Here is a 12,822-nt window from a genome sequence, read left to right as displayed (position 1 = left end):
GAACTTGCCAAGGAGTGGCATCCTACCAAGAATGGTTCATTGACACCGAGTGACGTAACCCAAGGGTCACACAAGAAAGTCTGGTGGCAATGCAAGAAGGACAAGACCCACGAGTGGGCAACTATAATATCAATTAGAAATAAAGGTGTCGGCTGTCCCTATTGCTCCAACAGAATGGTCAACCATCAGAATTGCCTGGCCACCACCAACCCGGAACTTGCCAAGGAGTGGCATCCTACCAAGAATGGTTCATTGACACCGAATGACGTAACCCAAGCGTCAAACAAGAAAGTTTGGTGGCAATGCAAGAAGGACAAGTCCCACGAATGGGCAGCTAATATATCGAACAGAAACAAAGGCAGCGGTTGCCCTTATTGCTCTAACAAAGCGGTAAACCATCAAAACTGCCTAGCCACTACCAACCCGGGACTTGCCAAGGAGTGGCATCCTACAAAAAACGGTACACTGTCTCCCAAGGACATTACACCAGGATCGGATAAAAAAGTCTGGTGGCAATGCAAGAAGGACAAGACCCACGAATGGAGAGCAGCTGTATATAAAAGATCGAAAGGCCGTGGTTGCCCGTATTGCTCTGGCAGGGCGGTTAACAAATAAAATGGTTAATATTCAAATTAGGTTTGGTAAAGCAATAGAAAAAATAATATTTGCATCAAGGTATAAGTAAACAAGTATAAAGACCGAAATTGGCAGAAACAAGTTGAACTATTTCAGACTCTATATAGCAATCAATAAGCCTCTAACCTCATCCACCCAGAAACCCCTCTTAAATAATCTATATAGTTCTACTATCCCTTGGGAAATGGTCTATTCCCTGGCAGGGATTGTTGAATTGGGCCGTTTTTCGATGGGAACTAACTCCTTTAAACTATAAATCTTATATAACTCCTCAAACATTTGGTTCCAAGTGTTTATGTTTGGGGCTACCATGTTTGTTAAGAGCCCCCCGGACGATTTTGTCCGGGGGTTTTTCATTTGGTTATCCATAGCCCAGCTATTACTTGTCCGCCGAAGCTTCAGCGCAGGAGGAAGGGCTGGGCTATGAAAGTAAAAAATATCCTACTTCCACTTGAACAACTTCTTGGCCTCTTCCGCCGCCTTCTTCTTCAGCTCCTCCGCTTGTTTCTGGGCCGCTTCTGCGGCCTGCTGCTTGGCTTTGTCCATCTCCTCCTGGGCCTTGCCTTTTAAGCGCGCCTGGGCCATCTGGGTGTCCACCCCTATGCCCGGCTTGGGCGACTGTCCTTTGATCAGCAGGTCCAGCACCACCCGGCCCTCCTTGTTGGTGAAGAGCCCGGCCACGTTGCCTCCCTTGCCCTTGACCTTGTCCGATTCCTCCTTGGTCAAGGTTATGGAAACCCGGTAATCCACGTACCCCAGGAAAGTGGAATAGCCGGCGATGTTCACATCCCCGAACTTGCTGGCCATCTGCAGGTCGTCCAGGTAGATCTTCTCGTCCGCGATCCGGAAGCCCATGTTAATGGAGCGGAAGGACACTTCTCTGGTCTCGCTCAGCTTGCAGTAGCTGAGGATGTCGCCCAGCATCGGCCAGTTGGTGATCTTGCCCTCACCGGTGCTGGCCCGGCCCTGTCCTTTCAGGGTCTTCATGATCAGGGCGCTGTCCGGGGCCAGCCCGGTAAAATCACCCTTGACGTCCATCTTGGCGTACATCCGGTTGTCCATCGGGGTCAGGGCCGTCAAAAAGTCGTTGGCCTCCAGCTTCTCGGCATTGGCCCCCAGCCGGTATTCAATTTTGGTGAGATCATTGAGGTCGGCCCAGACCGAACCCAGCACCTTGCCGGAATAAACGTTGACCTGTCCGTCCAGGTTAAGCTTGCGGTTGGCCATGGTCAGTGTGCCGGTCAGGTTGTCAAAATCCATCTTCAGGAACTTGATCTTGGCGATCCGCACCTTGCCGTCCATCAGCATGTCGGGCAGGGGAAGCATCACCGGCGGCGTCTGTGATTTGGGATTTGATATTTGGGGTTTGTCGCCGGGCTTGGGCATCGGGGGCAGGATCTCATCCAGGTCAAGCAACGGAGAGTTCAAAGCGAAGGTGATCACCGCCTTGCCCTGTTTGGGCAATACCATCGCCGGGGCCTGGCCCTTTTTTGGGGCCGGCTGTTCCGGCACCAGGCTCAGGAAGTTCTTGACCTGGCCAGTGAAGGACATTGAGGACTTTCCGATCTTGCAGGAGATGTCCGGGATGTTGATCAGGTTCTTGGTCAGCTGCACCGTGCCGTTCATGTCGCTGACCGGCTTCAGCAGGGCCGCGGTGGCGAAGTTCAACTTTATCAGGTCTATCCGGCCGTCCATCTTAAAGCTGTTGACATCCTTGACCTTTCCCTCGGCCTTGAAGTCGGCGTTGATCTTCCCGGACATGCTTATCCCGGCCTCCAGCGGCACGTAGTCCTTGACCTCGCCCAGGTCAAAATTGCCCTTGAAGGCGGCCTTGACATAGGGATCCTCAAAGTTCTGGACCAAACAGGACATACTGAACCCGGCCGTGCCCAGCTTGGCCGAGATGTTTTTGATGTTCAGGTCCTTCTCGCTGAAGGCGATCTGGCCGTTGACATCGGAGACCGACTTGGGCAGCATGGCGTACTTGATGCCGATGTTCTTAAGAACCACCGAGCCGTCCACCTTGGGCAGGGATTTTGGATCCTTGGGGTCTATCTGTCCGGTGATCTTCAATCCCAGCTCTATCTGGCCGGTGGCGGTGACATCCTTGGCCTGCGCTTTGATCTCCGGCGGCAGGGCGTTGATGATCTGCTTGATCTCGATGGCCGTGGTCTTAAGCGCCAGGTCCAGCACCGGCAGGCTGTCGAAGCCGGCCACGGTGCCGCCCAGCGAAAGCGCTATGCCCTGCGGGGCCACGGTGATGTCGTTGATGGTGATGAGCTTCTGGGGCAGGTTTATTGTGATGTCGTGGCTGACGTTGACGTAGATCTTGCTGACCTTTAGGCCCGGCACCTCGGCCGTAATGTCGGTAACTTTGATGGTCCCCTTGGTGCGGATGTTCTCCAGCTTCAGGTCGGCCGACAGGCTCAGCTCCTCGTTGATGCCGGAGGCCACGGCTTTGACCTTGCCCTGTTTGTCATCCAGCTCGAACCGTCCGTCTTTGATGCGGAAGGACTGCATGGCCAGAGAGACCGGCGAGGATGAGGGAGGCGGGGCCGTCTTTTGGCCGGCAGGCACCGGCTTGACCAGGTCGTCGAAGTTGAAGACGCCCTTGATGTCCTTCTCTATCATTATCTCGGGCTTGTCCACCACCAGGCTGGATATAACCAGCTGCCGTTTCAGCAGGCCCAGCAGGTTTACCTTGAGCACGATGGATTCCACTTTGACCATGGGCTTCTCGGCAAATCCTTTGGCGTTGGCCAACTCGATGCCCTCCAGCTCTACCCCCAGCCCGGTCCAGACTTTGAGCGAGAAGTCCTTGACCGTGACCTTGCGGCCCACCGCCTCTTCTATCTTGGGCATGATCAGGGTCCGCAGTTTTTCCGGGGTGAAGATCATTTTAAGGGTGATCCCGGCGGCCACCAAGACAACCACCAGCACGGCCGTTATGATCAGGATGATCTTTAGGAACTTGGGCATTTTATTCCTCCGCGTAAAGTATTTTATTTTTGCTTTTTGCTTTTTTATTTGTCAAGAGATCACTCCCCCGCCCAGCACCATTTCCCCCTTGTAAAACACCACCGACTGCCCCGGGGTCACCGCCCTCTGCGGGCTTTTGAAAGTCACTTCGGCCCTCTTGCCGTCCAGCGGGTTTACCACAGCCTCTGCTCCCGCATGCTGGTGACGGATCTTGACCATCGCCTTGACGGCCTTCTTGGGCCTTTCAGCGATCCAGTTTACATCAGAAGCCAATAGTTTTCCTGTCATCAGTTCTTTGTCATCGCCTACTGTGATCTTGTTCAAAGCTGCGTCTATTGAAACGACATACTGGGGCTTTCCCAAAGCTATACCCAAACCGCCCCGCTGGCCTATGGTGTAATTGGCTATGCCCTGGTGCTGGCCTAAGACCTGCCCCTGCTGGTTGACAATCGGACCCGGCTTCGAGCCGATCGCCTTTTTCATGAATTCGGAGTATTTCCCCTCGGGGATGAAGCAGATCTCCTGACTCTCCGGCCTTTTGGCCGATTCCAGTCCGTAACCCGCAGCCAGCTCCCGGACCTTCTGCTTGTCCAGCCCGCCCAGGGGAAAGATGACCGAACCCAGTTGTTCCCTGTTCAATGTCCATAAAAAATAGGACTGATCCTTTTTTGAATCCTTCCCCCTGGCCAGCACCGGCTGCCCTTTGATGGTCTTGATCCGGGCGTAATGCCCGGTGGCCATCAGGTCGCAGCCCAGGCCTTTGGCCTTGTTCAGCAGCAGACCAAACTTGATCTTTTGGTTGCAGGCCACGCAGGGATTGGGGGTCCGGCCCTGCCGGTATTGCTCCACAAAATAATCGATGACCGAAGACTTGAACTCCTGTTCGCAGTCCACCACGTAATGGGGGAAGCCGAAGCGCTGGGCAGCCTGCCTGGCGGCCTCGATTGATTTCAGGGAACAGCAGTTCTTTTCATTGTCTATTCCCTCATAGCAGAACAGGCGCATGGTCAGACCTATCACCCGGTACCCCTTCTTTGCCAGCAGGGCCGCCGCCAGGCTGCTGTCCACCCCTCCGGACATGGCCACCGCCACCGTCTTGTTCTTTGACAGCTTCATTCCAACGGCACTTCATAAACGAATATTTTGGACAGGTCATGGTCCTGGTCAAATACCAGAAGGACCTTCACCCCGGCCATGATCTGGGGGCTTTCATACCGGCCGAAATAAGTTATGGCCAGGTTTCCCTGGCCGTCGGCCAGCACCGCTCCCGGCTCCAGATCGTCTATGATATCCCTTTCCCGGCGCTTAAGCCCGGAGGCGATATCGGCCAGCATTCCGGGACGCCCGGCAAAATATCTTTTTGCCTGCTCTATCAGCCGGGATTGCTCTTTGTCCGGTTTGGCCGATGAAAACTGAGCGGCGGGCTGGTGATAGGACACCATGGACCTGTCCCCGGCTTGGAGGGCCTTCATCCACTGGGGCTGCTCCCGACACCCGGCCAAAAGGAACGGCAATAGCAATAAGAGATACTTCAGTTCTTTCATTTTATCTTCTTTATAGCATCGGCCAGCTTGGCATATGTCTCCTCCAACCCCTCGGAGATGACCTTGGCGCCTGAGATCACCGGCATGAAGTTGGTGTCCCCGTTCCAGCGCGGCACCAAGTGCAGGTGAACATGGTCCGCTATGCCCGCCCCGGCGGTCCGGCCCAGGTTGAAGCCCAGGTTAAAGCCTTCCGGCCGCATGGTCTTTTGCATGATCTTCTGGCAGAGCTGGGACAGTTTCATCATCTCCAGCAGCTCGGCCTCGCTTAGTTTGGTGAAGTCGCCGACATGCCGGTAGGGCGCGATCATCAGGTGCCCATTGGTATAGGGATAAAGGTTCATCATCACAAAGGCCTTTTTACCCCGGTGCAGGATGTAATTGGCCTGGTCCTTCTTCTGCTTTGGCTTCAGGCAGAAGATGCAGCCCGGCTCATCCTTCTGGCTCTGGCCGCTGATGTACTTCATCCTCCAGGGAGCCCAGATCCTTTTCATCTCTTCGTCTCCGCAAATGAATTATTGGACTAACATGCTTTACCGGGACAGACAGGATTAACATGATTTAACTGGATTAATTCTTATTGATTATCCAATCAGCTCGGTAACTTGGAGAACAATAGGTACCAACCCCGGTTGTCGCGTTAAAAACTTGTGATGAGTTTATCGAATCACGATCAGTGAGCATGGCAGTTGACGGCGGTTAAAAGCTTGTCTGCATGTTTGAGGGCTGGCCAAAGCCCGAGTTCAGACAAGCCCGCCGTCAGCGAGAAGCGCAACGCCCGGAGAGTGGTTCGACCCCGCTCACCACAAGTTTTTAAGCGAAAGACTTTTCGGTTCTTTTTCTGGAGCCTGCCCTGAGAAGGCTATTTACCTTGCAAACGAAGGGGCGGTACAAAAAGAAAAGAACATAATAGAATCCCGTAAATCCCGTCAAAGGGATATTCGTAATTGATGACGCCTCTATTTATCTGAAACTGTTAAGTTGGCATTTGCCTTTATCCCTGCGCTGATCCGGCTCAATGCCTCCGGCAGCTGATCTATGGTCTGGATGATCTCGTCCGGCCGGTCCTGCGGGCCTTTTATCCCCTGATCTATCCCGGTGATCTTTATATAGCTCTGGGCGTACAGCCTCTCGTGATCATTCTCGGGCGCATAGGAAATGGTCCTGAAATCCTGGTCCAGCCAGACCGTCTTCATCCCCAGCATTTTGGCCGGGCGGATGTCATTGTCTATCCGGTCGCCCACCATGATTGAGTTTTTGGGGTCGGCCCCGGTCCGTCTCATCGCCTCTTCGAAGATCCTGACATCCGGCTTGTGGTAGCCCACCAGGTCGCTGATGATTATGTGGTCGAACAGGTGCTTCAGGTCGTGCTTCTCCAACTCGTCCAGGGCCAGGCCCGGCTGGTTGGCGATGATGCCCAACCGGTAAATGCCGCGCAATTGCTTTATGACTTGGGCTATGCCGGGAAGCGGATGGTTGGCTCCGGGATACAGGTGATCCCAGCCTTCCACCGCCTTTTGCCGGATGCTTTCGGGTATGCCGGGAGCGTATCGTTGGGCTATCAAACGCATGGGCGTTGTCCTGCCGATCGAATCCTCCGTTAATATCTGTTCCCGGTATTCCATCACTTGTTCAAATGATGCCTGCCATCCGGCTTCCTTCAGGGTCGAATAAAAGTTGCTCCAGATCCTGGCCAATAACGGCAGGTCGTAAAAGATCACATTGCCGATGTCGAAGAATACCCAGTTCTTGACCGGGTGTTTTATATTCGTTTTCTGCATTCTTGCCCTGAGCGTTGTCGAAGGGTTGCTTTTAGAACATCTCCATCTGTTTTTTCCCCTTACCCTTGGCCGGCTTCTCTTCCTCTTTCTTTTCGTTTTTGCCCTCATCGAAGCTTATCGTTCCAAACTCCCCGTCATAACCCGGCAGGATATGAACCTTCCCCGCCCGCATATTCAAGATCGATTCGGCCACCGTCAGGGATGTGACCCTGGTCAGCTCCCCGGCCGGGGCCTCCAGCAGGACGTTGAACTCGCTGCCGAAATGCGAGATCAGCTTGTGGTATTCCTGATTTACCTTCTGGGTGCCGGTGCCGACCTTCAGGGCCAGGCTCAGGATCTCCTCCAGCGGAACCAGCGATTTGAAGGGAATGGCATTCTCCGGCACATAGCCCTGGGCGCGGTCGGAGAGGTCCTCCACCCGGTGCAGGACGCCGACGGTGATCTTCTTGCCGCAGACCGGGCAAAGCCCCTTGTGTTTTTTAGCCTCGGCCGGTGAAAGCCTGATATTACAGGCCCGGTGGCCGTCGTAATGGTACTTGCCCTCCTGGGGGAAATATTCCAGGGTCTGCAGAAAGCGGGTTTTATCCTTGTCCTTTAAGACCCTGCGGATCGCGGCATAGTCCATCTGGCAGTCGAAGACGCAGGCCTCCCGGCCCAGCCGGGACGGGCTGTGGGCATCAGAGCAGGAGATCAGGGAATACTTGTCCAGGGCTGACAGCCGCCAGTTCATGGCCGGATCCGAGGACAGCCCGGTCTCCATGGCAAAGATGTTGGGGGTCTGTTCCTCAAAACAGTCCTCGACCGAATCGAAGCCGGAGTTGGCCCCGAACAGAGAGAAATGGGGCGTCCAGATATGGGCCGGTATGATCATGGCCTCCGGGGAGGCTTCCAAGACCATCTCTGCCATCCGCGAGGCGTAGACCGGTACTATGGGCCGGCCGTCGCCGGCCAGATCGGCGTGAACCTTAAGCCGGGAGTTGATCTCCTCGGCCGCCTCCAGCGACGGGGCGTAGAGCAGGGTGTGGACCTTGCGCACCTTGTCGTCCTTGGTAAAGATGCTGCAGACCTCGGCCGAGAAGATGAAATTAACCCCCCGGTAATGGTAGATCCCGCCGCCTTTGGGCTCCAGTTTAAAGCGCAGTTCCTTAAGCCAGCCGGGGTGGGTGAAGTCCCCGGTGCCCAGCAGTTCTATGCCCTTGAACTTGGCCCACTCGCAGATATGCTCCAGGTCCATGTCGCGGCTGGTGGCCCGGCTGAACTTGGAGTGGATGTGGAGGTCGGCTATGAATTTCATTTTTCTGACATTCAGTTTAAGGTTTACGGGCCAGGAAAGTTACCCTTTTGGTTTCCTCTGACGGCTGGTCCTGGCTGTTCTGTCGGAAACATTCCACTTGAAAGAACCCGGTTTTGATCAAAGCCTGTTTCAATTCATCCAACGGGTAGGCCCGCTCTTGGTGGTGCTCTGTGATTTTCTCATAAAGCTCTCCCCGAGGAATGAAGACCGTCAACTCCAGATTCGAGATCTGCATAGCCGGCAGGTACCGGTTGCTCCAAACCGATATCACTCCCTTGTCATTCCGCATTTCAGTGTTATCGCCCCAAAAATGCGACAGGGCATGGATGGTATTGACGTCAAAGACGAAGGCCCCGCCGGGTTCCAGCGCCCGGTGGACCGTGGCAAAGCAGGCGGCTACATCCTCCGAGGTCAAAAGATAATTTATACTGTCAAAGAAGCAGGTAATTACATTGTAATTACATCCGGTTTTAAAGGTCCTAAGGTCTCCCTGGAAGAATTCCATTTCCCGTTTCTGCTCAGCCGCCTTTTGCCTTGCAATGTTCAACATCTCCGGCGAAAGGTCCATTCCGGTGACACGGTAGCCGGCCTGGGCCAAAAGCAGGGTCATGGCCCCGGTGCCGCAGGCTAGGTCCAAAAGGATCTGTCCGGGCTTGGCCCCGGCCCGCTCCAGCAGTTTCAGGACGTACTCCGCCCAGGACTTATAGTCCACGTCCGACATGAGGATGTCGTAGATGGGGGCTATCTGCCCGTAAGGCGGGATGCTTGTATTTTCAGTCACTTTGATGTAATTTTTTCACCACAAAGACACCAAGACACAAACACGATCTCCAATTTCCAAATTCAAAAAACCTTGGTGCCTTTGTGCCTTGGTGGTTAAAAGGTTCTAAGACCTCTGCCCCAGCTCAAAGGCCTTCTTGTTCATCTCCACCGTTTTGGGCGGCACCCGGCCCGCTATGGTCTCGATCCACTTTTCGGCCGGCAGGTTAAGGTGTTTTGACAGCGCCCCCAGCAGCACGATGTTGATGGTCTTGGCGCTGCCCGCCTGCTCGGCCAGCTTCACTCCCTCGCAGACCACCACCTTCACCCCCTGTTTCTTGATCTGCTCCACTATGTCCTGGGGATACTCGGCGGCCCCGGTGGCCACGGTCATGGGCATCACCTGCTGGCGGTTTATCACCGCCGTCCCGCCGGGCTTCAGGAAATCCAAATACCGGGCGGTCTCCATCTCCTCGAACGACAGGATGACGTCGGCCGTGCCCTGCTGGATCAGCGGCGAGTTCACCTTCTGCCCGTAGCGGACATGGCTGACCACGCTGCCGCCCCGCTGGGCCATCCCGTGGACCTCGCTCTTCTTGGCGTCGAAGCCTGCGGCTATGGCCGCCTCAGCGATGATGTCCCCGGCCAAAAGCACTCCCTGGCCGCCCACTCCGCAGATAAGTATATTTACTGTGTCCATTGTTCTCCTTGAAAAGTATTAATGTAGTAAAGTAGTAATGTATTAAAGAGGATTACAGCCTTTTCTTCAGGCTTTGCTGCAATCCCTTCAACATCACGCTTATTTCTGTTAGTTCCTGTTGGCAAGCATCGTAGTCGCTGGATTTTACATACCCGATCTCTTTGGCAATATCCATTCCGGCCATCATTTCAAAGGTTGATCTTTGGCTGTGCTCCAGATATCTGACGAACTCCCGGTTGGAATCGCTTCCTGCTCCCTCGGCGATGTTCAATACGATGGAGTATGATGCCCTTCGTAACTGGGAGGTTAAACCAAAAATCTCGCTCTTGGGAAAATAAGCTGTAAGGTCATACACATGGTGCGAAAATTTTATGCCTTTTTGATACACTTTAAGGTCGCGAAACTTATTCATCTTAACTGCCCTTTCATCTCTACTTATCTAATGTTCCACTCTACTACTGGACTACTGGACTACTGGACTACTTTACTCCTTCGCCCCGGCCCATGGCCTGTTTGGGACAAAGCTGCGCGCAGACCTGACAGCCGATGCAATACAGGGGATCTATATGGGATTTTTTCTTGGCCTTGTCGAAGGAGATGGCCGGGCATCCCAGCTTCAGGCAAAGCTTGCAGCCGATGCACTTGTCCTCATCGACCCTTAATGCCGGCTGGAATTTCTTCTCGATCAGGATGCAGGGCGACTTGGCGATGATCACCGAGACCCCGGGGTAATTGATGGCCTCCTTGACGGCCGCCTCGGTCTGCTTCAGGTTCAGGGGATCGATGATCTGAATATGCTTGACCCCGCAGGATCTGACCAGCGGCTCCAGGTCCACTATCGGAGCCTCCTGTCCCTGCAGTGTCCTGCCGGTGCCGGGGTTTTCCTGGTGCCCGGTCATGGCAGTGATCCGGTTGTCCAGGATCATCAGCGTCCCCTGGGAATTGTTGTAGACCATGTCTATCAGCCCGGTGATCCCGGAATGGAAGAAGGTGGAATCGCCGATCACCGCCACGGTCCTTTGGGCCATCTCAACGCCCAGCGCCTTCTCCAGGCCCATGGCCGCGGTAACGCTGCCGCCCATGCAGATCACGGTGTCGATGGCGTTGAGCGGCTCCATCATCCCCAAAGTGTAACAGCCGATGTCTCCGGCCACCGTCAGCTTAAGCTTGTTGAGGGCGAAGAAGACCCCGCGGTGCGGACATCCCGGACAAAGCACCGGCGGCCGTCCCGGGATCTGGATGTTCTTGTACGGCGGCTCTGGCTGCAGGCCAAAGCCTTTGGCCACCGCGGTGGGATCCAGCTCGCCCAGTATCGGCACTTTGGATTTCCCGGTTATCTCTTTCTCAAAGGCGCTCTGGCCTTTGACCTGGTAGCCCATGGCTTTTATCTGTTCTTCCAGGAAGGTGTCGTTCTCCTCTATCACGTAGACCTCGTCCACCGAGTTGATGAAACCGGCGATCAGCTTTTGCGGCAGGGGAAAGGTCAGCGAGAGCTTCAAATAAGAAGCTCCGGGAAAAATGTCCTTGGCGTACTGATACGAGATGCCGCTAGTGATGATCCCCAGCTTCTGGTCTCCCTTTTCTACCTTATTATAGGGGAAGCTCTCGCCGTACTCCGCCAGTTTTTTCAGCCGCTCCTCCACCTTGGCGTGCATCTTCCGGGCGTGGGCCGGGATGGTGATGTTCTTGGCGATGTTCTTGACATAGCCGGTGGGTTTGTGCTCCTTCCGCTCTCCCAGCTCCACCACTCCCTTGGAGTGGGAGATCCGGGTGGTCAGCCGCAGCAGCACCGGGGTGTCGAACTTTTCCGAAAGCTCAAAGGCCAGCCGGGTCATCTCCAGGCATTCCTGGGAATCGGAGGGCTCCAGGCAGGGGATCTTGGCCATCTTGGCGTAGTAGCGGTTGTCCTGCTCGTTCTGGGAGGAATGCATGCCGGGATCGTCGGCCGAGACGATCACAAAACCCCCGCTGGCCCCGATGTAGGCCATGGAGAACAGGGGGTCGGCCGCCACATTGAGGCCCACGTGCTTCATGCAGGTCAGGGCCCGGGCCCCGGCAAACGAGGCTCCGGCCGCCACCTCCAGCCCCACCTTTTCGTTGGTGGCCAGCTCGGCGTAGATCTCCTTGTACTTGGCCAGGTTCTCCAGTATCTCGGTGGAGGGCGTGCCGGGATAGGCCGAGACCACGTTGACCCCCGCCTCCCAGGCCCCCCGGGCCACGGCTTCGTTGCCGGATAAGAGTTTTTTCATCAAATGGACTCCAGTTGCTTTATAATAGTTACTATGTTGTTCAGAACATCTTGATTGGTAAAACGTATCACTCTTATTTCATGATCCTTGATCACCTTGTCTCTTTCGGCATCATAGTCTTTTTGTGACTCATGTATGCCGCCGTCTATTTCCACCACCAACTTGAGTTTGTCACAGTAGAAATCTGCGATAAAACCTTTGATGATCTGCTGCCGCCTGAAGTGCAGTCCTTTTACTTTATTCCCCTTTACCGCCTGCCAAAATACCTTTTCTGCCGGAGTCATTTTTTGGCGCATTAGTTTGGCAAGAAAAAGCTTTTTTTGCGAATAGAACTGGTTTCTTATCATTTTCTTTTAACCCATCCCCTTTCCCCTTCCCTCGAGGGAAGGGGCGGGGGTTAGGTTACCATTGTTTGGGTTCAGTCCACCAGCATTTCTTTGATCACTTCTTTTACCTTTTTTATCACCGTCTCCTCGGCTGCCCCCAGCCGTTTTACCAGCCGCAATTTGTCCACCGTCCGCAGCTGGTCCAGCACCACCCAGCCCTGCTTGCCGGCGAACTGGAGCGGCACCCGGCTGGGATAGGGATGCGAGGCCGTGGTCATTGGGGCTATGATGACCGTGGAGATGTTCCCGTTCATCTCGTCCGGGGAGATCACCAGACAAGGCCGGGATTTTTTTATCTCGTGGCCCCGGGCCGGGTCCAGCGAGATCATGAATATATCGTACTGGCGAACTACCATTTCCAATGCTCCATCTCCAGGCCGATCTTGTCGTCTATCAGCAGGGCGTCGTCCCCGTTCTGCCCCATCAGCCCGAAGGCCTGGTCCCAGCCGGCCCGGGGTTTTCTTCTGGCCGGTGTGATCACTATCCTGTCATTCTCT

The 12,822-nt window shown here is 54.7% G+C and carries 13 protein-coding genes; 1 reads left to right on the top strand and 12 read right to left on the bottom strand.

Annotation, left to right across the window (positions count from 1 at the left end):
* Positions 1 to 615, top strand: a 615-nt coding sequence (locus Q7U71_04475; protein ID MDO9391013.1) for a zinc-ribbon domain-containing protein, incomplete at its 5' end; no start/stop codon positions are given.
* A 462-nt stretch (positions 616 to 1,077) separates the two neighbouring features.
* Here the strand turns inward: Q7U71_04475 and Q7U71_04470 are convergent.
* From Q7U71_04470 to Q7U71_04415, 12 genes are all read right to left on the bottom strand, one after another.
* The gene (locus Q7U71_04470; protein MDO9391012.1) at positions 1,078 to 3,615 is read right to left on the bottom strand and encodes an AsmA family protein; all 2,538 of its coding nucleotides are present in this window, start codon (positions 3,613 to 3,615) and stop codon (positions 1,078 to 1,080) included.
* 51 nt (positions 3,616 to 3,666) lie between these two features.
* On the bottom strand, positions 3,667 to 4,731 hold the full coding sequence (gene mnmA, locus Q7U71_04465; protein MDO9391011.1) for a tRNA 2-thiouridine(34) synthase MnmA: 1,065 nt from the start codon (positions 4,729 to 4,731) through the stop codon (positions 3,667 to 3,669).
* Positions 4,728 to 5,159 carry a hypothetical protein gene (locus Q7U71_04460; GenBank protein ID MDO9391010.1) on the bottom strand — a complete coding sequence of 144 codons (432 nt, stop codon included), beginning with the start codon at positions 5,157 to 5,159 and terminating at the stop codon, positions 4,728 to 4,730. The genes mnmA and Q7U71_04460 overlap by 4 nt, the downstream gene beginning before the upstream one ends.
* Positions 5,156 to 5,650, bottom strand: a complete 495-nt coding sequence (locus Q7U71_04455; GenBank protein ID MDO9391009.1) for an HIT domain-containing protein — start codon at positions 5,648 to 5,650, stop codon at positions 5,156 to 5,158. The genes Q7U71_04460 and Q7U71_04455 overlap by 4 nt, the downstream gene beginning before the upstream one ends.
* 465 nt (positions 5,651 to 6,115) lie before the next feature.
* The gene (locus Q7U71_04450; GenBank protein ID MDO9391008.1) at positions 6,116 to 6,937 is read right to left on the bottom strand and encodes an HAD family hydrolase; all 822 of its coding nucleotides are present in this window, start codon (positions 6,935 to 6,937) and stop codon (positions 6,116 to 6,118) included.
* 31 nt (positions 6,938 to 6,968) lie between these two features.
* On the bottom strand, positions 6,969 to 8,231 hold the full coding sequence (locus Q7U71_04445) for an endonuclease Q family protein (protein ID MDO9391007.1): 1,263 nt from the start codon (positions 8,229 to 8,231) through the stop codon (positions 6,969 to 6,971).
* A 16-nt stretch (positions 8,232 to 8,247) separates the two neighbouring features.
* A complete protein-coding gene (locus tag Q7U71_04440) occupies positions 8,248 to 9,012 on the bottom strand; it encodes a class I SAM-dependent methyltransferase (protein MDO9391006.1) in 765 nt (254 codons plus the stop codon).
* A 105-nt stretch (positions 9,013 to 9,117) separates the two neighbouring features.
* On the bottom strand, positions 9,118 to 9,690 hold the full coding sequence (locus tag Q7U71_04435) for an indolepyruvate oxidoreductase subunit beta (protein ID MDO9391005.1): 573 nt from the start codon (positions 9,688 to 9,690) through the stop codon (positions 9,118 to 9,120).
* 52 nt (positions 9,691 to 9,742) lie between these two features.
* Positions 9,743 to 10,102: a four helix bundle protein gene (locus tag Q7U71_04430; GenBank protein MDO9391004.1), complete on the bottom strand. Its 360-nt coding sequence runs from the start codon at positions 10,100 to 10,102 to the stop codon at positions 9,743 to 9,745.
* Positions 10,103 to 10,169: 67 nt separating this feature from the next.
* The gene (gene iorA, locus Q7U71_04425) at positions 10,170 to 11,939 is read right to left on the bottom strand and encodes an indolepyruvate ferredoxin oxidoreductase subunit alpha (GenBank protein MDO9391003.1); all 1,770 of its coding nucleotides are present in this window, start codon (positions 11,937 to 11,939) and stop codon (positions 10,170 to 10,172) included.
* Positions 11,939 to 12,286 (bottom strand): DUF559 domain-containing protein, encoded by a 348-nt coding sequence (locus tag Q7U71_04420; protein MDO9391002.1) that lies wholly within the window; start codon positions 12,284 to 12,286, stop codon positions 11,939 to 11,941. The genes iorA and Q7U71_04420 overlap by 1 nt, the downstream gene beginning before the upstream one ends.
* A 71-nt stretch (positions 12,287 to 12,357) precedes the next feature.
* The gene (locus tag Q7U71_04415; GenBank protein ID MDO9391001.1) at positions 12,358 to 12,681 is read right to left on the bottom strand and encodes a type II toxin-antitoxin system PemK/MazF family toxin; all 324 of its coding nucleotides are present in this window, start codon (positions 12,679 to 12,681) and stop codon (positions 12,358 to 12,360) included.
* Positions 12,682 to 12,822: the final 141 nt, after the last annotated feature.

The sequence above is a fragment of the bacterium genome (assembly GCA_030655055.1).
Classification (GTDB): domain Bacteria; phylum Edwardsbacteria; class AC1; order AC1; family EtOH8; genus UBA5202.
This window is presented reverse-complemented; position numbering and strand designations above follow the sequence as displayed.

Excerpts from the sequence above, each read along its gene's own strand:
- Q7U71_04450 (MDO9391008.1), bottom strand. The coding sequence starts at position 6,937 with ATGCAGAAAACGAATATAAAACACCCGGTCAAGAACTGGGTATTCTTC.
- Q7U71_04435 (MDO9391005.1), bottom strand. The coding sequence starts at position 9,690 with ATGGACACAGTAAATATACTTATCTGCGGAGTGGGCGGCCAGGGAGTG.
- Q7U71_04460 (MDO9391010.1), bottom strand. The coding sequence starts at position 5,159 with ATGAAAGAACTGAAGTATCTCTTATTGCTATTGCCGTTCCTTTTGGCC.
- Q7U71_04420 (MDO9391002.1), bottom strand. The coding sequence starts at position 12,286 with ATGATAAGAAACCAGTTCTATTCGCAAAAAAAGCTTTTTCTTGCCAAA.
- Q7U71_04430 (MDO9391004.1), bottom strand. The coding sequence starts at position 10,102 with ATGAATAAGTTTCGCGACCTTAAAGTGTATCAAAAAGGCATAAAATTT.
- Q7U71_04415 (MDO9391001.1), bottom strand. The coding sequence starts at position 12,681 with ATGGTAGTTCGCCAGTACGATATATTCATGATCTCGCTGGACCCGGCC.
- iorA (MDO9391003.1), bottom strand. The coding sequence starts at position 11,939 with ATGAAAAAACTCTTATCCGGCAACGAAGCCGTGGCCCGGGGGGCCTGG.
- Q7U71_04455 (MDO9391009.1), bottom strand. The coding sequence starts at position 5,650 with ATGAAAAGGATCTGGGCTCCCTGGAGGATGAAGTACATCAGCGGCCAG.
- Q7U71_04470 (MDO9391012.1), bottom strand. The coding sequence starts at position 3,615 with ATGCCCAAGTTCCTAAAGATCATCCTGATCATAACGGCCGTGCTGGTG.
- mnmA (MDO9391011.1), bottom strand. The coding sequence starts at position 4,731 with ATGAAGCTGTCAAAGAACAAGACGGTGGCGGTGGCCATGTCCGGAGGG.
- Q7U71_04445 (MDO9391007.1), bottom strand. The coding sequence starts at position 8,231 with ATGAAATTCATAGCCGACCTCCACATCCACTCCAAGTTCAGCCGGGCC.